This is a genomic window from SAR86 cluster bacterium, assembly GCA_023703575.1.
In the GTDB taxonomy this organism is placed as follows: Bacteria; Pseudomonadota; Gammaproteobacteria; order Magnimaribacterales; family Magnimaribacteraceae; genus Magnimaribacter.
Map to the genome: position 1 here is coordinate 1,266,917 of CP097969.1, position 22,583 is coordinate 1,289,499.

The 22,583-nt window shown below is 34.8% G+C and carries 26 protein-coding genes; 7 read left to right on the top strand and 19 right to left on the bottom strand.

Annotation, left to right across the window (positions count from 1 at the left end; translation table 11 throughout):
* Positions 1-5: 5 nt before the first annotated feature.
* From lpxC to argJ, 3 genes are read left to right on the top strand one after another with little or no spacing between them, the layout of a single operon-like run.
* Positions 6-926, top strand: a complete 921-nt coding sequence (gene lpxC, locus M9C83_06470) for a UDP-3-O-acyl-N-acetylglucosamine deacetylase (GenBank protein ID URQ66287.1) — start codon at positions 6-8, stop codon at positions 924-926.
* A 53-nt stretch (positions 927-979) separates the two neighbouring features.
* Complete coding sequence (gene secA / locus M9C83_06475) at positions 980-3,661, top strand: preprotein translocase subunit SecA (protein ID URQ66288.1); 2,682 nt, start codon at positions 980-982, stop codon at positions 3,659-3,661.
* A complete protein-coding gene (argJ, locus tag M9C83_06480; protein ID URQ66289.1) occupies positions 3,658-4,860 on the top strand; it encodes a bifunctional glutamate N-acetyltransferase/amino-acid acetyltransferase ArgJ in 1,203 nt (400 codons plus the stop codon). The genes secA and argJ overlap by 4 nt, the downstream gene beginning before the upstream one ends.
* Here argJ and yacG read toward each other — a convergent pair.
* Genes yacG through M9C83_06495 form a run of 3 tightly spaced genes read right to left on the bottom strand, consistent with a single transcriptional unit; the run spans position 4,857 to position 6,532 of the window.
* Entirely contained in the window at positions 4,857-5,039 is a 183-nt protein-coding gene (gene yacG, locus M9C83_06485) for a DNA gyrase inhibitor YacG (GenBank protein URQ66290.1), read from the bottom strand. The two genes, argJ and yacG, sit on opposite strands and share 4 nt — an antisense overlap.
* Positions 5,036-5,623 carry a dephospho-CoA kinase gene (gene coaE / locus M9C83_06490; protein URQ66291.1) on the bottom strand — a complete coding sequence of 196 codons (588 nt, stop codon included), beginning with the start codon at positions 5,621-5,623 and terminating at the stop codon, positions 5,036-5,038. Before coaE ends, yacG begins: the two co-directional genes overlap by 4 nt.
* A 30-nt stretch (positions 5,624-5,653) precedes the next feature.
* Positions 5,654-6,532, bottom strand: coding sequence for an alpha/beta hydrolase (locus M9C83_06495; GenBank protein URQ66292.1), 879 nt, complete (start codon positions 6,530-6,532; stop codon positions 5,654-5,656).
* A gap of 25 nt (positions 6,533-6,557) precedes the next feature.
* Here M9C83_06495 and M9C83_06500 point away from each other — a divergent pair, with 25 nt between their 5' ends.
* Both M9C83_06500 and M9C83_06505 read left to right on the top strand, forming a co-directional pair.
* Positions 6,558-7,892 carry an Nramp family divalent metal transporter gene (locus M9C83_06500; protein URQ66293.1) on the top strand — a complete coding sequence of 445 codons (1,335 nt, stop codon included), beginning with the start codon at positions 6,558-6,560 and terminating at the stop codon, positions 7,890-7,892.
* Between the two features lie 9 nt (positions 7,893-7,901).
* The gene (locus tag M9C83_06505; GenBank protein ID URQ66294.1) at positions 7,902-9,227 is read left to right on the top strand and encodes an aminotransferase class III-fold pyridoxal phosphate-dependent enzyme; all 1,326 of its coding nucleotides are present in this window, start codon (positions 7,902-7,904) and stop codon (positions 9,225-9,227) included.
* Positions 9,228-9,231: 4 nt separating this feature from the next.
* Here the strand turns inward: M9C83_06505 and M9C83_06510 are convergent, their stop codons facing one another.
* From M9C83_06510 to M9C83_06530, 5 genes are all read right to left on the bottom strand, one after another.
* Positions 9,232-10,299, bottom strand: coding sequence for a hypothetical protein (locus tag M9C83_06510; GenBank protein ID URQ66295.1), 1,068 nt, complete (start codon positions 10,297-10,299; stop codon positions 9,232-9,234).
* A gap of 9 nt (positions 10,300-10,308) precedes the next feature.
* The gene (locus M9C83_06515; GenBank protein URQ66296.1) at positions 10,309-10,776 is read right to left on the bottom strand and encodes a glutathione S-transferase family protein; all 468 of its coding nucleotides are present in this window, start codon (positions 10,774-10,776) and stop codon (positions 10,309-10,311) included.
* A gap of 314 nt (positions 10,777-11,090) precedes the next feature.
* Positions 11,091-11,585 (bottom strand): shikimate kinase, encoded by a 495-nt coding sequence (locus M9C83_06520; GenBank protein URQ66297.1) that lies wholly within the window; start codon positions 11,583-11,585, stop codon positions 11,091-11,093.
* Positions 11,586-11,592: 7 nt separating this feature from the next.
* A complete protein-coding gene (locus M9C83_06525; protein ID URQ66298.1) occupies positions 11,593-11,844 on the bottom strand; it encodes a hypothetical protein in 252 nt (83 codons plus the stop codon).
* Positions 11,844-12,188 carry a hypothetical protein gene (locus M9C83_06530; protein URQ66299.1) on the bottom strand — a complete coding sequence of 115 codons (345 nt, stop codon included), beginning with the start codon at positions 12,186-12,188 and terminating at the stop codon, positions 11,844-11,846. The genes M9C83_06525 and M9C83_06530 overlap by 1 nt, the downstream gene beginning before the upstream one ends.
* A gap of 124 nt (positions 12,189-12,312) precedes the next feature.
* Between M9C83_06530 and M9C83_06535 the strand changes: the two genes are divergently transcribed.
* Complete coding sequence (locus tag M9C83_06535) at positions 12,313-12,546, top strand: hypothetical protein (GenBank protein URQ66300.1); 234 nt, start codon at positions 12,313-12,315, stop codon at positions 12,544-12,546.
* Between the two features lie 2 nt (positions 12,547-12,548).
* Here the strand turns inward: M9C83_06535 and M9C83_06540 are convergent, their stop codons facing one another.
* The 9 genes from M9C83_06540 to M9C83_06580 form a co-directional block, all read right to left on the bottom strand.
* Complete coding sequence (locus tag M9C83_06540) at positions 12,549-12,947, bottom strand: hypothetical protein (GenBank protein URQ66301.1); 399 nt, start codon at positions 12,945-12,947, stop codon at positions 12,549-12,551.
* A gap of 184 nt (positions 12,948-13,131) precedes the next feature.
* The gene (locus M9C83_06545; protein URQ66302.1) at positions 13,132-13,320 is read right to left on the bottom strand and encodes a hypothetical protein; all 189 of its coding nucleotides are present in this window, start codon (positions 13,318-13,320) and stop codon (positions 13,132-13,134) included.
* A gap of 14 nt (positions 13,321-13,334) precedes the next feature.
* Positions 13,335-14,522, bottom strand: coding sequence for a DUF3883 domain-containing protein (locus tag M9C83_06550; protein ID URQ66303.1), 1,188 nt, complete (start codon positions 14,520-14,522; stop codon positions 13,335-13,337).
* Positions 14,522-14,716, bottom strand: coding sequence for a helix-turn-helix domain-containing protein (locus M9C83_06555; protein URQ66304.1), 195 nt, complete (start codon positions 14,714-14,716; stop codon positions 14,522-14,524). Before M9C83_06555 ends, M9C83_06550 begins: the two co-directional genes overlap by 1 nt.
* Before the next feature lie 70 nt (positions 14,717-14,786).
* A complete protein-coding gene (locus M9C83_06560; protein URQ66305.1) occupies positions 14,787-15,005 on the bottom strand; it encodes a hypothetical protein in 219 nt (72 codons plus the stop codon).
* Positions 14,995-15,531: a hypothetical protein gene (locus tag M9C83_06565; GenBank protein URQ66306.1), complete on the bottom strand. Its 537-nt coding sequence runs from the start codon at positions 15,529-15,531 to the stop codon at positions 14,995-14,997. Before M9C83_06565 ends, M9C83_06560 begins: the two co-directional genes overlap by 11 nt.
* A gap of 13 nt (positions 15,532-15,544) precedes the next feature.
* Complete coding sequence (locus M9C83_06570) at positions 15,545-16,189, bottom strand: serine protease (protein URQ66307.1); 645 nt, start codon at positions 16,187-16,189, stop codon at positions 15,545-15,547.
* Positions 16,177-16,848 (bottom strand): hypothetical protein, encoded by a 672-nt coding sequence (locus M9C83_06575; GenBank protein ID URQ66308.1) that lies wholly within the window; start codon positions 16,846-16,848, stop codon positions 16,177-16,179. The genes M9C83_06570 and M9C83_06575 overlap by 13 nt, the downstream gene beginning before the upstream one ends.
* Entirely contained in the window at positions 16,845-18,395 is a 1,551-nt protein-coding gene (locus tag M9C83_06580) for a hypothetical protein (protein URQ66309.1), read from the bottom strand. The genes M9C83_06575 and M9C83_06580 overlap by 4 nt, the downstream gene beginning before the upstream one ends.
* A 115-nt stretch (positions 18,396-18,510) precedes the next feature.
* Here M9C83_06580 and M9C83_06585 point away from each other — a divergent pair, with 115 nt between their 5' ends.
* Positions 18,511-21,522: a CHAT domain-containing protein gene (locus M9C83_06585; GenBank protein ID URQ66310.1), complete on the top strand. Its 3,012-nt coding sequence runs from the start codon at positions 18,511-18,513 to the stop codon at positions 21,520-21,522.
* Here M9C83_06585 and M9C83_06590 read toward each other — a convergent pair.
* Positions 21,512-22,159 carry a hypothetical protein gene (locus M9C83_06590; protein URQ66311.1) on the bottom strand — a complete coding sequence of 216 codons (648 nt, stop codon included), beginning with the start codon at positions 22,157-22,159 and terminating at the stop codon, positions 21,512-21,514. The genes M9C83_06585 and M9C83_06590 overlap by 11 nt on opposite strands.
* Complete coding sequence (locus tag M9C83_06595; GenBank protein ID URQ66312.1) at positions 22,156-22,548, bottom strand: sigma-70 family RNA polymerase sigma factor; 393 nt, start codon at positions 22,546-22,548, stop codon at positions 22,156-22,158. Before M9C83_06595 ends, M9C83_06590 begins: the two co-directional genes overlap by 4 nt.
* Positions 22,549-22,583: the final 35 nt, after the last annotated feature.

Genomic DNA, 22,583 nt, shown 5'->3' on the forward strand with positions numbered 1-22,583 from the left:
ACAAAATGCTCACTCAAAGAACCCTGCAAAATCCCATTAAGGCATTTGGTGTAGGTTTACACACAGGAAATCCAATTATATTAAAGATTCTTCCTGCACCTACGGACACAGGGATTATTTTTAAAAGGGTTGATTTAGATCCTGTTGTTGAAATAAAGGCTTCAGCAGAGAATGTTGGCGATACTTCATTATCGACTTGCCTAACTTCTGGCGAGACAAGAATATCAACCATTGAACATCTCATGTCTGCTATAGCAGGACTAGGTATTGATAATGCATATGTAGAAGTAAATGGACCTGAAATTCCTATAATGGATGGAAGCGCTGCACCGTTTGTATTCTTATTGGAATCTGCTGGTTTACTTGAACAAGACCAAATAAAAAAATTCATAAGGATAAAAGATACAGTGAAAGTATCCCATGATGATGCTTGGGCTCAAGTATCACCTTTTGATGGATTCAAAGTTGATTTTACAATGTTATATGACCACCCAGTTCACAAGAATCATGCGACGAAAGCCTCAGTTAACTTTAATAGCACTTCATTTGTCAGAGAAGTAAGCAGAGCTAGGACTTTTGGATTTATGAGTGAGCTAGAAACTTTAAATGAAAATAATCTTGCCTTAGGAGCAAGTGTTAAAAACACAATCGCCATAGGTGATGAATGCATATTAAATGAAGATGGTTTGCGAGTTGAGAACGAAATGATCAAGCATAAAATCCTTGATGCAATTGGGGATTTATACTTACTCGGTCATAATTTGGTAGGCTCTTTCGAAGGCTATAAGTCAGGTCACAAAGTAAATAATGCACTCCTAAGAGAACTTATTGCTAGACCAGATACGTGGGAAGTTAAAACTTATGATGATCCAGTGAATTCTCCCATCAAATACCTCGAACCCATCATTGATCCTAGTTCGGGATAATTTTTTATCTGATATTCGTTAGCAACTGTTAGAATTGAGCCTGACAAATTTTTATGGGTTTATTAGATAAAATATTCGGTTCAAAAAACCAGAAAGTATTAAAAAAAATTCAACCTTTGGTGAATTCTATCAATTCCCTTGAGGAAGAGCTTTCAAAGCTCACCAACGAAGATCTTAAGAAAAAGAGAGAAAATTTTATTGACCGCCACAAGAATGGAGAATCTTTAGATGATCTACTCCCAGAAGCTTTTGCTGTCGTCAGAGAAGTAAGTACAAGACAGCTTGGGTTAAGGCACTATGATTGCCAGCTCATAGGTGGAATAGCTCTCCACAATTGTCAAATTGCTGAAATGGCTACTGGAGAAGGTAAAACACTTGTAGCTACGTTGCCTTCTTACCTCAATTCAATAACAGAAAGAAAAGTTGTTTTAGTTACAGTGAATGATTACTTGGCAAAAAGAGATGCAAAATGGATGAGTCCTATATATGAAAATCTAGGTATGTCCGTATCTTTTATCATTCCTGGACAGCAACTTGAAGAAAGAAAAGCTGCTTATGAAGCTGATGTTATTTATGCAACTAATAATGAGCTTGGGTTTGATTTTCTTAGAAATAATATGGTTGTAAATACAAATGATAGGATGATGAATGACTATTATTTTGCAATCATTGATGAAGTGGATTCTATTCTTATAGATGAAGCAAGGACTCCTCTTGTTATTTCTGGACCAGCAGAAAATACAGCTCAGATCTACCAAAAAATTAGCAAATTTATTCCTAGATTAGAAGAACAAACTCTTATGGAGGCAGATGATAAGGATGACCAACATAAAAATAAGGAAGATGCGGGTCATTTTGTTATAGATGAGAAGTCAAAGCAGGTTGAGCTTACCGATTTCGGGCATGATTTCATCGAGCAGCTATTAAAAGATGATAATCTTCTTGAAGAAGATCAAAGTCTTTACTCTTCGGGAAATTTAAGACTTCTTCACTATATTCAATCCTCATTAAGAGCTCACTTTCTTTTCAATAAAGATGTTGACTATATGGTCCAAAATAACCAAGTAGTATTAATTGATGAAAACACGGGCAGAGCCATGCCGGGAAGAAGATTGGCTGATGGTTTACACCAAGCAATAGAGCAAAAAGAAAATGTACCCATACAAATGGAAAGTCAGACTCTGGCATCTTGTACTTTCCAAAATTATTTCAGGCAATATGAAAAATTATCTGGGATGACCGGCACAGCAAGCACAGAAGCTGAGGAATTTGCTGAAATCTATGGTCTCAATGTTCTGGAAGTTCCAACAAATGAACCTATGGTACGTGATGATAAGAATGATCTTGTATATTTAACCCAAGCTGAAAAATATAAAGCTGTAATAAATGAAATTAAAGACTATAAAAATAAAGGTAATCCTATTCTCGTTGGTACAGCATCTTTAGAAAGCTCAGAGCTTTTATCTAGCCTTTTAAAAAAGGAGAATATCGAACACCAAGTTCTCAATGCAAAAAATCATGCAAAAGAAGCTGAGATAATTTCACAAGCTGGTAAACCAGGCGTCATTACTATAGCTACCAATATGGCAGGCAGGGGAACAGATATAGTTTTGGGCGGAAATTGGGAAGCAGAGCTTGAAAAACATAAGGATGATTCAAAAAAAGAAGAATTGGAATCTAAATGGAAAATTTTAAATTCAGAGGTTATTAATTCTGGAGGTTTACACGTCATTGGGACTGAAAGAAATGAATCTAGAAGAATGGATAATCAACTTAGAGGACGTTCAGGAAGACAAGGTGATCCTGGTTCTTCTAGGTTCTACATTTCTCTTGAAGATAATCTGATGAGAATATTTGCATCCGATCAATTCAAAAATATTATGCAAAGAGTAGGTTTGGAAGAAGGAGAATCTATCGAACATAGGATGTTGAGCGGGGCAATAGAGAGAGCGCAGAAAAGAGTTGAAGGAAGAAATTTCGATATTAGAAAAATGCTACTTGAATATGATGATATGGCAAACGAGCAAAGACAAATTATCTATTCACAAAGAAATAATATTCTTGAGGCTGACGTCATAACTGAACTGCTTGATTCCATGAGAGAAACCATAATTTCAGATGAATTAGATTCTGTTTCTCTTGGAGATTTAGAACCTCATGAATGGAATACTGATGTGTTGGAAAGTTCTTTATCAAATATATTTGGACTGCAGATCCCGGTCAAGGAATGGATTGCTTCAGAGAATAATATTACGCGAGAAGATGTAGAGCAAAAGATACTCATGTCTGCTAATCGTGCTTATATTGAAAAGTGCAATAACATAGGCCCAGTTATGAGAGATTTTGAGAAGCAAATACTTCTTCAAATCATTGATAATGCTTGGAAAGATCATCTAGCAGAGGTAGATGCATTAAGACAAGGTATTGGCCTAAGAAGTTATGCAAGTAAAAATCCTAAACTTGAATTTAGAAGAGAATCCTTTGAGTTATTTGAAAGCCTTTTAAATAAGATAAGATTAGAGGGCATAAGATTCTTATCTAGAGTGGAAATTGAATTAGAAGATTCTGGAGATTTGAACCTTCCTAAACAAAACCAAGCTCAGAATCTAGACCATCCAAGGCCTGAATCTGCATTGACTCCAGCCAGGCAAGAAGCAAGTACTAAAGAACAGGGCAACAGAAGACTGAGAAGAGCAGAAGCAAAAATGGCTAGGAAAAATGCCAGAAAAAAATGATGCCAAAAAGAATACATAAGATTCAAGGCATAAGTCTTGGCACAGCTTCAAGTAACACACGATATGGGAAAAAAGAAGATAGTCTGCTTGTTACTCTTCCTCAAGAATCAATACTTAGCGGAAAATTTACCACCAATAAACTAAAAGCTGCGCCAGTAAAATTAGCTATTGAACATTTATCTAATTCTAAAAAAGCCAAAAAGATCTTATTGATTAATGCTGGAAATGCAAACGCCGCTACAGGGCCCAAAGGTTTGAAGGATGTAAGAAAATACTGTAAAGAAATTGCGCTAGATTTTAAAACCAGTCAAGAGAATGTTATACCCTTTTCAACTGGTGTTATCGGTGAGCCTTTAGCTACAGAAAATTATCTAAGCGCCTTTAGAGAAGCATCAAAAAGTTTAAGTGAGAATAAATGGAAAAAAGCTGCTGAGGCTATTTTAACTACTGACACAAAGCCGAAGATAATTTCTAAAGAAGTCAAAGTTGGTAAGATCTCTTATTTTGTAACTGGATTTGCAAAAGGTTCAGGAATGATCAGACCCGACTTTGCAACATTGCTGAGTTTTGTATTCATAGATGCAAAATTAAGTCAAAAATCTCTTAACAATATCCATTCCAATGCTCTCAAAGTTAGTTTTGAAGCTATAACTGTTGACGGAGACACTTCTCCCAATGATTCTTCTTTATTAGTTGCTAATGGTAATAAAGAAAAATCTATAAAAGTTGGTTCTGTTGAAGAAAAGCGACTTTCTAATGCAATTACAGAAATCTTTAAGGATCTAGCCGAACTACTCGTAGAAGATGCAGAAGGCGCTACAAAAAAAATTAAAATCAAAATAGGTAAAGCTAAAAATACTGAACAAGCTAAATCTGTAGCGTTCACAATAGCTGAATCACCTTTAGTTAAGACGGCCATGTTTGGAAGTGATGCTAATTGGGGAAGAATACTTTCCGCAATAGGTAGAAACAAAGATATAGATAGAATCGATAAAGTTAAAATTCAATTAAATGGACAGCCACTTGTCAAACAAGGCTATAAAGATGCTAAATACTCAGAAAAACATGCATCAAAGGAAATGAAAAAAAAGGAAATTCTAATCGAAGTAAGTCTTGGATTGGGTAAAAAAGACTTTGAGGTAATGACTTCCGATCTCTCTGAAGATTATGTTCTGATCAATAGCGATTACAGAAGTTAATGGCGCGTTTCAAAATCCTCTTCTGGGTCAAAAACTTTTTCTCCTGCTATCTTCCTGTCTTCACTTGCCCAAGCTCCTAAATCGAGAAGTTGGCAGCGCCGGCTGCAAAAAGGTCTATGCTCATTTTTTTCAGAATATTCTGCTTGTTGTCCACATTCTGGACATTTGACATATTTCATAGTTCAGCAATAAATTGTTGATGAAGTTTTTTCACGGCTAATTGCAGAGTCTCAAAAGTACTGTCATTGACAATAACTTCGTCAGCTTGCTCCAATCTCTTTTGTCGAGAAATCTGAGCATTAATTATGGATTGAACTTGCTCTTCAGATACGCCATCTCGTTTCAAAGTTCTCTTTACTTGAGTTTCGACAGGAACATCAACCACTAAAACTTTATCACAAAAATCTTTTTGGTTTGTTTCTAGTAAAAGTGGTGAAACTAGAACTGTATAAGGACTTGTTGAAGCTTTAAGTTCATCTTGAATTTGTCTTGCTATGGCTGGATGTAATAAAGATTCAAGCCAATCCTTCTCTTCATCAGAATTAAAGATTATTTCTCTCAATTTTGCTCGATCTAATTCGCCTGATTCTTTCAGGATAACTTGACCAAAGCGTTCAGATATTTTTGCCAAGCATGGCTTGCCTTTTTCGACTACTACTCTTGAAGCTAAATCAGCATCTACTATAACTATCCCAAGCTTTTCAAAGCAATCTGAAACTGCTGTCTTACCGCTTCCTATTCCACCAGTTAAACCAATTATCATGTGATTGATATTATCAAAAGGTATTCTAAATTACTCTGAATTTAAGGTCTTTTGTAGAAATGAAATAGCTGCGTTAGCAAAAATATCATTTCTATCTCCAGCTATCATGTGGGCAGCACGATCTATCTCAATGAATTCAGCATGTTTAATAGTTTCCAAGAAATCATCGACCTCGTCCTGGGTGACAACATTACTTAAAGCTCCCCGAATGAGTAAAGTAGGAATGTTGACTGATTCAGCATAAATTTTCTGTCTTAATTTATAATCACTTCTGTTACTTGTTCTAGATTCTATGAATCTGGGATCCCAGTGCCAATAATATCTTCCATCTTCCTTCAATCTTAAGTTCTTTTTTAATCCCGATACATCTTTTGGTTTTTCCCGATGTGGAAGATAGGAAGCTATTGAATCAGATGCTTCTTCTAAAGAACTAAAACCTTTAGAACCTGAACTCATAAATTTAAGAATTTCGTTCGATCCTTCTTCATTTGGATAAATACCTATGTCAACCATCACTAGTGCATTACATAGGTCACTACAGTCTCTATCACCTGCAGTGCATAAAGAAACCATCCCGCCAAGAGATGCACCTATCAAGGAAGCAGATTTGCCTAATTGATTAATAATATTTTTCAGATCTTCTTTATAGTTCTCAATTGCATAATCTCCATCTTCGCTCCAGTCACTATCTCCATGACCTCTTAAGTCAATAGCTACAGCATAGAATCCTGCTTGAGATAATTTCTCAGCAGTACCTCCCCAGGCGTGTCTAGTTTGACCGCCTCCATGGAGCAAAATTACAAGAGGATCGTCAGGATTACCTAGGGCAGTTGCTTGAATATTTAGGCCCGAACTAACTTTAAATTTCATTAGTGTTAATTTTCTGAAAGAATTAAGGAATTGTTCCATATTTAGTGAGAAAATCTATACAAGAATGCAAGAAGCACCAAAAACCTTTTTAGAAAGATTGAAATTTATTGGCCCAAGTGTGGTTGTTACTGGAAGTGTTGTAGGCAGTGGATCGATAGTAATGACGCCTTTATTGGGCGCAGCCGCAGGTTTCATGCTTTTGTGGTGGTTGCTGTTAAGCATGTGGAGTAAACCAATCATCCAAGCTGAGATAGCCCGATATATAGTTGTTTCGAAAAAAACATTTTTAGAAGCTTTTGCCGATATGCCAGGCTTCAAAACAACCATCCAAGGAAAAACTACGTCTTGGTTAGTTTGGTTCATGTTTATCGGAGTCATACCTTCAATTGCGGGTATGGGTGGATTAGCAGGAGCTGTAGCTGAGGCTGGCAATACAATGTTCCCACTTCTAACTGTAGAAATATGGGTTGTAATCTCTTGTTTAGTTACTTGGATGTTGCTCTATTTCGGATCTTATAAGAGCTTAGAGAAGACCTTGCTTGTAATGGTATTGTTCTTCTCTTTTATGACGATGATTATCGCAATTGCAATGCAATCTACTGATTATCAAGTTAGTGTTGCACAAGTCTCATCAGGTCTTAGCTTTTCTTTTCCATCAGGTTACTTACCACTAGCTCTGGCTGTTTTTGGTTTTACCGGAATAAGCTATGGAGAAATAATGGCGTATACGTATTGGTGTTTAGAAAAAGGATATGCAGAAAATAGTGGAAATAATGTTGAGGAAACTAAACATTGGATAAAAACTATGCAGACTGATGTTTGGGTGACAGTCTTTTTTATTACTCTTGGAACACTGCCCTTTTTCTTTTTAGGAGCAGGTGTTCTTTACAATGTCCCTGAATTACAACAAGCTTTAGCGACAAGCTCTTTTTGGGATATAGATGTTATAAGTTCACTTCAAAATATGTTCTCTCTGGTGTTGGGCGGTTGGGCTAAATGGCTTTTTATCATTCTGGCATTTTTTGTTTTATTCTCTACTCTACTATCAGGAACTGCTGCATTCACAAGAACCATATCTGACTATTTAATTTCTATGGGTCTAGTAAAAGAGCAAGCAAATACAAGAAAAAAGTTAATCAAGCTGATAGCTTTCCTTATCCCATTTCTATCAGGTTTATTCTATTTTGTTTTACCAAATCCCTTCACCTTACTTCTCATAGCAGGCATATGGGCCGCCATGGGGTTACCTATAGTTAATATAGGTGCGCTCTATTTAGTCAATAAGCTTGAGCCAGAGTTACAACCCAAAATTACAACTAAATTTATTTTATGGGCAAGTTTAGTATTACAATTGAGTATGGCAGTTTTAATCATAGATGACATACTTTTAGCGTTCTAAGGTGAATTAATGGAACAAATAAAATGGCCTTTTCTCAAGCAGACGTGGGGAATAGAATTTGAAAGTTCTAAGGGAGCTTACTTATATACTAAAGACGGAAGAAAAATTCTGGATGCAGCCGGCGGTGCGATAGTCAATAATATTGGATATGGAAGGGAAGAAGTCGCTGAGGCTATTTCCAGAGCGGTAATAAATAATTCATACATACTCCCTCCCTTTCTTACCCCTGAAAGAGAAGCTTTATTAGACGAATTGAGGAATCACTGGCTTCCATCTCATTTAACTAGAATACATCTCTCATCTGGTGGATCAGAAGCAAACGAATCAGCTGTCAAGCTAGCAATTCAATATCAAGCGAGTAGAGGAAAGCCCGAAAAGAATATCATTCTTACCAGAAGTCTTTCCTATCATGGCACTACATTAAATATGTCAGGTATTTCAGGTCATGAAGCTCGAAAAAGAGGACTGGAAAGTTATGTTCCATCACCAACCACAATAGAGACACCTTACCCACTTAGATGTCCTTTAGGTAGTTTTCATCCTGACTCAAAAGATTATTATTTAGATAATCTGAGAGATACGATCAAAAGATTAGATCCAAGAAATATAGCTGCCCTTTTAATGGAACCTATAAATGGATCTAGCGGCGGAGCAATTACTCCTCCAGAAGGATATTGGGAAGAAGCAGAGAAAATACTTAAGGAAAATGATATTTTACTGATTGCTGATGAGGTAATGACAGGCTTTGGTAGAGTCGGAATAGACTTCGCGTGTAATTTTTACAATACTCGACCAGATATCCTTGTAGCAGGCAAAGGAATGGGTGGAGGATATGCAGCTATTGGTGGAACCTACAGCACTGATGTGATAGCTGATTCTATTCAATCAGCAGGTTATGAGGTTATGTTTCATACATTTGCTGCCCTACCTCAATCATGCGCAGCTTCTGTTGAAGTTCTCAAAACACTCAGAGAAGAAAATTTATGTGAAAGAGTTCAGCCCCTTGGTGAAAAGTTATTACAAAAACTCAATTCCGAAGTAGGACAACATCCAAATATTGCCGAGATAAGAGGCAAAGGACTTCTTATAGGTATAGAAATTGTTGAGGATAAATCCAACTTAAAACCATTTGATGAATCTAAGAAAATTACCAGTAAAGTTATGCAAAAAGGTTTGGAGGAAGGTGTCTTTCTATACCCAGGGGGTACTGGCCAATATCGGGATATTATTTGTCTGGGTCCTGCTTTTATTATAGGGGATCATGAAATTGATTTAATGGTAGACGTGCTAAAACAATCGGTTGATTTTGCCGTAGAAAATCAAAATACTATTTAGATTTTCAAATTTCTTGAACATATTTTGATATCAATGAATCAACTTCATTGATGGACTCTAAATTTCCGTTTGCATATGAATCTGCTAGCCCAAACAACTCAGCAAATAAAAGTTTTTCTTTATTGGCCTTTAGAACTTGAACCTGATCAGATTTTTCTAAAGTGTCCTTCCAGTAGTTTCGAACCTCAAGCCAAAAAAGTTTTGTTTTGTCCCAGTATTCCTCTCCAGCACTCCAATCAAAATCGCTCACCATTTGATATCTGGCAAGACCTATTTCTTTAGCAAGTACTTTGCCATTTAATAAAACCTTTGAATTATTCTGCTCGTGAACCCATCCAGAAGGAGTAATAGTGTGGAGATTAGTACCCGAAAGCAAATCATAGTCGTCTCTAATGGTAGTTTCTCTCCTGGGCAGAGGTCGGTTTGTTTCTTCACTAACCCAAGTAGAGGTATTTTTATAATGTTTCCATTCTCCATATCCCTGATATCTGGGAGAGTCATCGACCTGATAAACAGACTGTGACCATTTACCCTGAATTTCCTTATCTGAGACAGTTTGTTTTTTCCAGATATTATCTCCCATGTAAACATTTATGGTTTTATCTTCGTAATGCCAATCCTGTCTCCAATGTTTCACTACGATTGGATCAGAAATAGAACCATCATCTTGTTCAAAAAACATCACCATGATGTGCTGTAGGCTGATGAAATCTTCTTTATCTTCTATGACTTTCACAAATTCTGTTCCCCAAGATTGATACGGTCTCGAAGGTGAGTAATTTTCAGAGAAACCCATCGTTTCCATAAAATCAAAATTTGCTTTATAGCCTCCCTGCATACCAAGAATAGCCAATCTATCCTTTTCATATTTTGACAAGCCTGGATTTTGAAGTTCAAGCCAATAAGAGTTAGGATCTTCATCAATCTCAATCTTAGGACCTGTGGTTGATCCTCCTATTGGTGTTTGCAGATCCGGGTCAGCTAAGTGCGTCCAGCCAAATACATAGCCCGGTTCTTCAGCACTTACAATGCCGAAGAAAAGGAATGAAATGAGTATTGCTGATAATTTCATTCAAATGGACTATTCATTTAATCCGCACAACAAATGATAATTCTTGTAATAACTAGCATAGTTAGTTGAACCCACTGTAGGCATAGAATCTCTGCTAGCTTTTAAACTTCTGTAGTAATCAGAAATTGCCGCTATAGTCCCTACTGCTCTGATAGATTTCTCGATTTTTGGCCTACCCTCTACTATTTTTTCCATATTTGGAAAAACTGCTGCGCCCCACCACGAGACAGCAGCAAAAAGAAGAATATCTGCACATGAAAGATTGGAGCCTAATAAGAATGGACCTTCATCGCTAATGGCGTTTTCCAAAAAATCAAATTGAGTTGCGAGTTCCCCGCTTCCTTTTTCCATTCTAGGATCTAGAAAGTCATCTAAAGTACCTTGACCTAACATTGTTGAGTATAAGGGCGCCGTTTCCATAGAATCTGTTCCATTTAGACCGATCAATATAGGCCAGATATCTTCCATCATATCCATAAATCCATCCACTCTTGCCGAAGCTTCGGGCTCTTCTGGATAAAGGTAATTGTCTTCAAACTTAATAAATTTACCTAGATATCTAAGAATTGCTCTTTGTTGTCCAATAATTTCACCTGAGGGTAAGAGTAATGTTGGTAAAGTTCCCCATGGAGTTTGTGGTTTGAGTTTACCCCAAGTACCGTCATCAAAAGGGGGAGGATTTTGATTCTCAGGATTTTCTAAAGGTAATGGTAAAGTTATTTACTCCGAATTTAATAAATTAAGTATACCAACAAAATTATTAAGAGCCCCTTCAGTAAGTTTCAAATTTTCTATAAGTCTAATAAAGAAATTATCTTTTGTACGCATGCTTCCACTGAACTGTTATTAGTCAAAGAATAATCCGCATATTTTTCGTACAAGACTAATCTTTCCGCATAAGCTTCTTTAATTGATTGATGTGATTCTTTTATAAAACCTCTTTCTTCAAAATCCAACACCCTCTCTAAAATATTCTCAAAGCTTACTTCTAAGTAGATGACATCAGAATTATCTCTTAAGTGCTCCATTGCCAAAGGAGAAAAAACTGCACTACCTCCAGTAGCTAGTAAAGTATTCTTAAAGTTTATTGAAAGCAGAACTTCTTCCTCTATAACCCTAAATCTATCTTTACCTTCAGAATCAATAATATCCTTAGATTTTCCATATGAGGTTTCTATCATTTTATCTGTGTCTAGAAATTCATAACCAAGCTCAAGGGATAAAGCCTTGCCTACAGATGTCTTCCCTGCTCCAGCCATTCCTATTAATGAGATTGAATTTTTCAAAATAGAGTTAGGAGTTCAATAAATGTTGAAGCTGATTAAAAATAGCAATAAACACGGCACCTGTACCAAAGACACCCAGTGTGCATACGAGCCAATCAACCAGAAGTACCTGAAAGAGTTTTGACCAAACACTTTTCTGATTAACATTAGAGGCAAGTTCTTTCTTAAAGACTTCAATAGCGGCTTTTTTGAACCATGAAAAAACAAATAAAAACGATAGCCCGCCTAATATGAATATAAGAGTACTTGCGGAAATCATTATTTAATCCCTCTAACCTTTTGCACCAAGGCTATCAAATGTTCCATAAACTCCCAATCATCATCCCAAGGTTTGGGATTCCAAAAAGTAGCTTTCTTAAGGTAATTAAGTTCTCTCCAGTTAGTTCTTAACTCCTTTAGTGCTTGATTTATCTTCTTGTACTCAACACTATCTGGCACTTCATTCTCCAATGCTTTCTTGAGTTTAGCTTGAGATAGAAGGTTCTTAGCCGTTGCTTCATCAATAGCCCATCCAGTTTGAGCTTTTAAAGTACCAATACGCATCTCTTCATCATCCATTGCTTCATAGACTACTCTTGACCTATTCTTGTACTCGTTACTCATTAACTCAACGTTACTATTTATTTAAAACCTGGTCTAGAAATTAATGTAGAATTAACTTGTTGATTTGGCACAGCTTGCGGACATAAACAGCTAAAAGTGTCTCTTATATTCTGTAGGAGGAAATATGAAAACTATTGCGAATTTTGGGCTTATGGATGTTATCTCTGAGGATAACAAAGATACTATTAATTTTAATCACAGTTCAGGACAAGTAACTTTTGTTCTGGATTTTAAAGGTCAAGAAATCACTATTGAGAGAGCCTATTGGAGACATCTTAGCTATGGTGGTGCTATAAAAGGTGATCAAGCAAAACTTTGGAAGATTTTTAATGAAAAAATTCAAAAGAAACTCAATTAATTTTATTCGTCTATTTCTTCTTCTAATTTTAGATCTTCGTCGCCCACATAGTGGTATTTAAAAGAGTCGTCTAAAGATTTCATCCAAAGATTATGGTAATGCTCTCCGCAAAGATTTGTTTCTTTCCATAGCTCTAAAGCATCATTAAGAGCTTTATATTCACTCAAATTAATATGTTCTTTTGATTTTTGCTTTCGTTTTAATAAAGCAATTGCGTATAAGAGTTGAGCTGAAAGATACTCTTCACAGATTTTTGAATTTTCGTATTGCAACCACTCTATTCTTCTCTCATGTGTATCTGTCATATGGACATTCATGGGATATCTCAGGGGACTATCATTAGAAACAACTCTCGTCATTGTTGGATCTTTTTTTAAGGTTTTGTTCTTAACTATCTTCATGAAACGTCAGCTTTTATGCCAATAGATCTTTCTTTTCTCCATAATATGAAGAATACCAAAATTAGTAACGGTTGTATTACCAAGAATACAAGAACATTTATCTCCTTATAAGAGAGACCTGTAATTGACGAGAAATATTTCATCAGTTCAACACAAAGGGTAAAAATCATTGTTATTAGATCAATCATGACTGCCTCAATCTATTTCCCTTAACTTCTTTTCTCCACAAGTAAAAGAATAGTAAAGCTAAGCCTGGTTGTAAAAAGACAAAAATTACAAAATTGGCAATCATATAGCCTGTAGCTGTAAACCCACCTAAGGCCTCCAGTATGAAGACAGCAAAGTTGTAGTAATTGATGATAATTTGATCCATATTTATTCCTTAATTTATTTTTCTTTGTTCCAGTTATTTACCCTGTATGAATAAGATAGACTTTCTAGATCGTCTTCTTTTGGATCCCAATTTTCAATTAAATTAATTGAACTAGAAAGGACGCTGTACTCACCTTCATTTATTAGGATATCTTGAGAGTGAACAATAAAAAGATCTGATCTATTGGCAGTAGTTCTTGCATTATCTACTTCGTTTCTTGTCAGCAGCACATGACTTCCATCTAAAGTTGTTCCCTTCACTTCCACTTCAATAATCTCAGTTCCTTTTGAACATTTATAATCATATCCAAGATTCCTTAATCCCGAACAATCATCTACTTCGTATCCTAAATTTGTATAGTGCTCAAAGGCTTTTTTCATGGCGTGAAGTTCAACGAGTTCTTTCTTCTTTAGATCTCTTATAAATCCTTTTGTAGATTTTCTATTAGAGTTTTCCTTTTTTACTGAAATTTGAGGCACTCTTACAATTTCATTTGGTTTCCAGTTGTAAAGCTCATATAAAGACTCATTTGGTTCTTCTTGAAATTCCAATAATTCAAAATGAAATTGTATTGGAGATGCTTTGTCATCGTAATTCACAGGGTTTAATGAGCCCACATACACAAAGTCACCTTTTTTATTTAAACGGCAAAATAAATAAACTGGTATGCCTTCAAGAATTTTTTTTATATATGTAGTTTCAAGTGTATCCCTATTCCTTGCTTCCCAAAAAAAGTCAGAAGCGTCAAAAAAATCATTAAATTTTAGATCTTCTTCTGCATCTGTTTTATCAAGGTTAACAAATAGAAGTTGAGCATTTGCCAAACTTGCTATGCCCGTCCATGGCTCTCTGGGTCCTTTTGATTCTGACAGACCAGAAATTACTCTTATATCTTTCTTTTTATATAAATTTCCTACTTTGAACAGAGAGATATCAATTGTTTCATCTAACCAGGTTATTGTGTCTGAGGGCTGCTTAACTCTTCTTCGCCACTTACCTCCTCCCTTGCCATCAGAAGAAACAAACAAATCAGGATTATTTTTTTTGTAAGCATCACATTCACTGGCATGTTCATAGAGCCTTGCCCTAATACTTGGTTCGGGAGTGTCTCTAAATTTATTTACTTCTATGTAGATATCTTCAAGCTCTGCCTCTCCGCCTAACTTATCTACGGATTTAACTATTAGATCTATAACTCTCATTATTTCTCCTCTACTGAACCAAATATACTTTCCCAATCTAGAGCATATCCCGTTAATCTTATTAATTCTTTTGCTTTGCTTATAGAGGGTTGTCTGTTGCCATATCTCCAAGATTTAACAGTATCTTTAGATACTCCTAATTCCTTGGCTAATGGTGCTTCACCTCTTTTTTCTATGTATTCTTTTAATTTCATCTGTCTTCTTTGATATTTGTTTTCCAAACTTTTAGCTAATTAATAAACATTAGTTTTAAAAGTAAATTGATCATTTTATTCTCCACAAGCGGTAGCTATTCTCCGATTCCTTTCTAAAAGAAAACTTTCGGTTTATAAAATGCTTGGTATAGAAATTACCTCTATATCTATACATTTCATCTTTATTTAGATTGCCAATGCTATCTCCCACTTCAAGTTTATCCAGAGTAGCAGTAAATTCTTTATAAAATCTTCTAGTTGGTATGTTTTTATCTATTTTAAATTTCATATTTCTTTATTAGCTTTATCTTCATTTGTTCAATTGATTGATCTATTTCCTTGAGGGCCTCATCTGTAAACCTGGGAAAGATTAATTGAAACTCTTTTTTGATATTTTCTGAGTTTTCGTTAATCTCTCTTCTCTCGGTTATATCTATAACCTTATTAGTTGCTTTAAGTTCTGCAATTTTCTTCCATGCCATATGTCTTATAAATTCCTTAGTAGTCAGCTTGATAAGAAGGTCATCAATTTCTTTAATGCAATCAAATTTGGGTTTTGAGTAATCACCAATCTGGAGATATTCTTCTAATAGGTCTACATACTCATTGTTTTTAAGAACTAGCGCATTATATTCGTCTGACCACTCATTCAGTACCTGATTCTGATGCTCTATATAGAACTCAGCCTGATCAATATACTCCTTCTGTTGATCTATCAAAGAGATGAGCCTCTTATTAGTTTTTTTATAGATCCCAAGTGAAAAAAAAGTGAAAAGAATAAAACCTAAAACCGAGAAACAAATAAGAATGATCATTAATTCAAGCACTTTAAGAACCTAAAAATTTTATTATTTCTGTAACAGTAACTGCGTATGTAATACCCTGACTTTCGGTATTCATAAAAGTATTTATACCAACTACATTTCCAAAATTATTGAGTAAAGGACCGCCAGAATTACCAGGATTGATAGGTGTTTGCATTTGGTACACATCGCCTTTGAATTGTACTGCCTCTGTTTTCCAAGAATAATCATCTCTAATGGCGCTGATATAGCCTTTAGTATATGACCAGATTTCACCATTAGGATGTCCTATGGCATGGACAGCTTCACCAATTTCTGGAATTATCTGACTGATACTAGCTACACTCATATTATCAGGTTGAGAAGTGAGTTTTATGAGTGCCAAATCAGAGGTTGCATTGTATTTTATGACTTCAACTTCTCTTAAATTCTCTTCAAAGCCACCTTCCCCAATGGTTAAAACCTTAAGATTTGGATTATTTTCAACTACATGCCAATTGGTTAGGACGTAACCACTAGAGGAGATAATTACTCCTGAGCCAATTGCTTCATCACCAAATATTGCAACTACAGACGCAAAGGCATTGTCGTAAATATTTATTTCCTGAGACTTTATTAACAGCGACATTAATAAAGAAAACGAAATTATTAAGAATTTTATATAGTACATTTTGACATTGCTCCTATGAATTCTTCCTTTGAAACTCCTAAGTCTATTTTCATACTAGGTGTATGAGTCTTAGTATCTCTTTTTCCTTCATCTATTCTGATGAGAGATATGGTCCGATCAATGCCATCTGTTCTATAAAGTTCTGCATAACAATAGGAACGTACAGGAGGTGATTCGGGAGAATCAAATTGCCTTCCTGTAACAACTTCATATATTTCTTCACCATTGAATGGAACACTATCAAATATTGTGTAGTGTCTTACCCCTGATTGTTTTTGGTTATTACTAACAATGCTGGATGGAATGTTGTTGCTTTGACTAGCTAAAATTTCTTCTACATTGATCAATCTATCTTGATCCTGCGACTCAACTACCTCGGTTGCTTGTTCATTATCGGGAACGTAATGCGATCCATTTCTTGTTTCTATATTTTCATTAATTGTTACAACTTCAAAACTTCTGGCATGACTAATGCCTAATCCGAGACTGTAAAAAAGTATAGCAAGGGCCAAGATTATTCCACCTACCATAAGAACTCTGTAAGGAGCTTCTTTGATAAAGTTTCTAACTTTTTGACTTTTTGTCTTTTCTGCTTCTCTTAAAGACATCTGGTTTAAGTAGTTCTCTACTGCAGAGTTATCATGAATTTGATTATTCATTTAACACCTCCTAAAAGTGATTGATTGGTGTTTGTAGTAAATGTAGCGTTTTCAAGCGGAAGTTTGCTTATCTCGGTTGGAACAGGCACGGAAACAAATTTAGTAACTTCGTAAGGAGTTGGAACTTCTACTGTCTCGTAGATTTTCTTTTCAACTTCAACCTCTACAATCTTTTCAACTTCTTTCTCAACTTCTTTAATCTCCGTAACTATCTTAGGTTTGGTAAGTCTCTTCCTGAGTGAAACAAGCATTTTGCTAAAAGATCTATTCAAGGTTGAACGTTTTGAAGATTTTTCAATCTTTAAGTTCATGGAGCAGTATGCCAATAGAGGGCCTGCAATAGCCACGACCAATGCTATGGAGAATACAAAAATTAAGGAGATAGTTCCTACTTGTTTCTCGGTTAAATCTGCAGCAGATGGAACTTCATATATTCTAGAAGCCATTCTGTGAATAAATGAACCCTCAGCAGACTCTGATAGTAACTTTCTTGCATCAATAAGCTCTTGTTCAAGAATATTTTTTGCCTGCTTTTTTTGATTAACGATAGATATTGACTCTTTAGCTTCAGCTAATTGTCTTTCAAGCATGTTATTAGAACTTTTAATGAGATCTTGCTTTTCAGACTGTAATTTCAGAATTGATGCAGAGACTTCTGCCAATTGATCTATTTTTGTTTGTGAAGGTTTCGTTAATAACGTTAGTTGCGTATTGATACCTTCAATTTGTTTAAGGTAGAAAGCGCTTTTCTCGTCGTAGCTTGTTCTTAGATCATTTTTTTCTTGCTTAATAATTTCACGCCTTTCTTGAAATCTCTTAATTATTTTGCTGGTAAACATGGAGTCAGAAATTTCTTTCTGTTCATCTTGATTCAGTTGAGATAATTCATCATTGAGCTGCCTCAAAGATTCATTAAAACTTGATAAAGCTTCTGAACGTGCCGTTTCTAATCCTTTAATTTGTCTCTTCAGCTCTTGAATTTCATTAGTATCTTTTACGGCTGATAACTGAAGCTCCCTTTTTCTTAATTCTTTAATCTGTTCATTAAGAGGATTAAGCGAACTTTCAAGGTTTAGTTTTGAATTGGCATAAATTTGTTCTTGCGTTAAAGATTCTTTATCGGAGATTTCTCTGGATATATTAGCTATCTGCTCATTAAGATTTATAACAATGGATCTATTGTCTTTAATTTCATTTTCTCTATTTGTAACATTCTGCTCTAGTCCAGTAGACATGGTTTCAAAAGTTAAAACACATACACATAAAAGGAATAAGCCAGAAATTAACTTTGTTGATAGAGTTCTTGAAAGTAAGAAAACATTAACTGTGGGAATTTTTGAAAGCTCTACAAGAGCTACTGCAACAAGTACAAGTAGTCCTACTAGGATGTCTGGTGAGGATACAGTTTTTAAAGTAACTTCCTCTAAATGAGAAGTAGACAAAGTAAATGCTATAAATAAACCTGTTGTGCAAAAGATTATCTCTAGAAGCCAAGCCATATTTAATAAAGTCTTAGATTCTTTAATTTTGATTTCGTTATAATCCATATCTATCTCCGATTAGTTGTTTCATAATGAATTAACGAGCAAATGAACAAATTGTTACAAACTTTCTTCAAATTTTTACACTGTTATTCATACGGGTTATACAAATAACGAGAAAATGCATAGATTGTTACAAATAGGACTAATCTTCTTTGCGAGTTATTCCCTTGAGGTCTACTCCGAAGAAGCATGCGGCATAACATTTGAACGGGATTGTAGTGAAAAAGAGATTTATCTACTCATAGACGAGTCCAATGAGGCCGATAGAGTTGGCGATCTACTGTTACATCAAGAACTACATAAAAAAGTCAAAATACGATGTGAAGAAGCTATCAGCGAGCATCTAAAACTTGTTTGTAGAGGTTATGCTTTTCAAGATCGGGCAAGGAGCGCAGAAACAGAAGATGATGACTTAAAATTTATGGAGGATATGAAAAATTTCATTTCAGACTTTCAAAAACTCAACTATTTTCACACTGATTTTATCTACTACTATCGTGTATTGATGAATTACAGAGTTTATGACGAGAATTTGTATGAATACATAAAAGAAATAATCTTTCTGTCTAAGCCTGTTTCGGAAGATATAAATTCAAAAGAATATCTCCATGCTTTGGCCGTATGGTATGACAATTACAAGGCCATCATTCAAGATACTGAAGAAGATGAAGAATTGATAATTAAGACCTACGAAAAGCTACTGGATATTTATGCAAAACTGGATGGGGAAAAATCGGATGACTACTTGCGTACAAAACTTAATTTAGCTTATTACTACGAAGGTTATTATTATCTTGATATGTCCTATCTGACTAAATCCTATGAAATATGTGCCGATATTATTTTAACCACCGATTTTGAAGACTATATTGATACTCATCTGAGTTGTTGGCTTCATCTTGACTCACTAGAGTGGGCTAAGGATTCTGGCTCTACTCAAAAAGGCTACTACTACAGAGTTTATTTAGAGAGTTATTTTAAGGCACTTTCTGAATATGACTTCTTTGATATATATATGGATGAATTTTTTCTAGATTCATTTCCAGCTCACTTCTCACAATTATCTTGTTATGAGAGACAAAATGCATGGAATATTTATCAGGATTTATGGGAAATAAGATGGGCCAGATACACTGGAGAAGGATCTTTAGATAATAAAAGAGAGGATTATGAAAGTCTTGGGGCAGATATATCTATTTCTGCTGATGCTCTCCGATGTTCAGAAGATGGGATGGATGAATCTCTGGTGGAAGACCTAATTTCTGATCTTTATTCATCAATCAACGAATCATTTAATGTTGATATTGAAGAATCGGATATAGGAGAACTTTTTACCATTTCAGATGCTATTGAAGTTCTGTCTTTCCATATATCTAATGATGAATATCAAGAACTGCTACTAAAACACTATCAAAGAGTAATAAAAGAGGCTGAGTATGCTGAGGAGCATTCACAAGCATCCGCAAACTTAATTTACGGGTTAGAAATGTATCTTGGCTATGAGAAAGCCGATAAAAAAGAGATTCTCAGACACATCCAAAGGATAAAAGACCGATTCATTGAAGCAGTTACTGATATTGGTCTAGATTCAGATGATACAGTAGTTTTTGATGTCTTAACTAAGGGGTTGTATGGGAATGGGTTTAAAGATGAAGCGTTTAAAAATTATTTAGAAATGTTTTCGCTTGCTCCACTAATGATAAATAGTGATTTGGATCCTTTTTTAGGTGATGCATTTCATGCAGATACAAGATTGACGATGAATTCTCTAATATTAAATGATAAATTTTCAAAGCTTGTTTATGAAGACTTATTTGCAAATCTAAAATATTTAGACAGAGGACCTCTGGAATTGAGCATCATTAAATCAAAGCTATCTGATGGCCTAGGTAAACAGGCCTTGGAAAACTTTCTTAAATCTGAAAGGTTAAAAAATCGCTTTATTAACGAATACTCTGAAGGGAAAGTCAGCACAAACTCTTCAGAAATATCTCAAAAAAATATATTCAAAAGTATTAGGCAATTTAATAACCTAAGCACATCCCAAAAATCAGATATATATTTACTTTTGTATCCTGAAATCTCTTTAGAAAAAATCAAATCCAAAATTAAGGAAGATGAAACATTAATCCTCTTATATAGATTTTCAACAGGACCAGTATTTTCTAATTCAACCAAAAACTTCATTACCTCAATAGCCGTTAATAAGTCAGGAGAAAGGATAGAAATAAAGGAAGTAACTAAGATTAATGGTATTGATTTTTATGAGCTTATAGATTCAATTGAAGAAGAGATGAAACAATCTCTGTTTGACGGAAATAAAAATTATATTAAAAAGATAGACGCATTATCTAAAGTAATTATTCCTGATATTGAATTGCAAGATAAGATCATCTTTATCTCTAATTTGGATGAATTTATTTCCCCAAGCCTTCTTAGAAAAGAAAATAAATGGCTTATTGAAGAAAAAGAAATAAAAGTAAACTTTTCTTTGGTGGATTTCCTTACCGAGGAGCAAGTGAGTTTTAACATACCAACAAATTACATTGGGATTGGAGGTGCAGATTACTCTGGATATGGAGAAATTTATGATCCTCTGCCTAATACAAGCTTAGAGATAAAAAATAGCAGTCTAAATTTTCAGAATAAAACAATCTTTTTGGGCAAAGATGCTAATGAAACAAATCTTAAAAATTCAGATTTACATAATGCATTAGTGCACTTTGCAACTCATACAAGCAAATCTCAGGATTTAGATAATCAACTGCCGTCAATTGTTCTTACAAAGAACAAATTGGATGACGGATATCTTGATGTTTTTGAAATTTCTGAACTTAATTTCAATGACTCTCATATTGTTCTAGCAGCATGTGATACAGATTCATCTATTTATGAAGATTCAGATAATTTCTCTGGATTCGTTAAATCTTTTCAAGTTGCAGGAGCAAGAAGTGTATTAGCAACTAGATGGGAAATTGAAACAGCTTCAGCTCAAAAAGTTACAGAGTCTTATATTGAAAAGATTAAGAATAAACGCAATCCTCAAAAGGCTTTAGCTGAAACACAAAGAGAATTAATTGATTTGAATTACCACCCTTTCTTGTGGTCAGGCTATTTTGTTATTGAGTAACTTCTAAAATTGACGAGTTCTGTCCACTCTTACAAATAGAAAATAGCTTTTGCTCATTTATAGATTCAAACTCAGCTAAAAAGCATTTTGATTCAGCATTTATAGTAGCTTCTTTAGTAATCTGCAGCGTGTAATCCTTATCGCCGTAACTACCTTTTGCTTTTTGCTTTCCTTCTTTGATCAGGTTCATAGCCACATTTTTGACTTGATTCAAGAAATCATCTGATTCTCCTGAACGAAATACAAGGATGTCTTGTTCATATTCAGCCTGAGCAAATTGAGAATTTGTATCTTGAAAACCAGCCATGCTGTTTGTACCTAAATTGAAGAACAACAATCCAGATAAAGCATAACCGGCAATGGCCTGAGGAATAAAAAAGTTTTTTAAGATGGATTTTAGTGAAACTTTCTTTTTGGGTTTCAAGTCGTCCACAAATGATTGAAAGTTTTTAAACTCATTTGAATTTAAAGCTTCTTGAAAAAAAGATTCTGTTTGATTATTAATTTCTTTGATTTTATTTAAATAATTAAATGCTTCACTATCCTCTTTAATCAAAGACTCTACATAAGAGTTCTCCTCTTGTGTCAGTTCATTGTCTAAATAAGCAGAAATTAATACTTTATCTTGATCATTCATATTGCTAACCCCATGCACTCTGAAAGTTTATTTCTAGCTCTGCAAATTTTTGTGCGTACATTTGCACTACTTATATTTAGCTCTTCTTCTATCTTTTGGTATGAATGAAATGGAACCATGGACATTAGCTCTCTTTCTTCTTCTTCTAACTCCTCCAAACACTTTTGAAGATCTACAGAGATCTCAATACCCTTATCATGCCCCAATACTTCTACTTCAGGAGTTTCTTCACTTAGTATTTCAGTCCTTCTGGTGCGCATATCTAAAAATAGATTTCTTGCAATTGTGTATAGCCAAGGTTCAATATTATTTCCTTCAAATTGATCTATCTTCTCTAAAGCCTTAGTAAAAGTCTCTTGAGCTATATCTTGTGCTTCTTCTTTATTCATAGTGAGGGAGTAGCACCGGCTGAAGATCTTCTTAT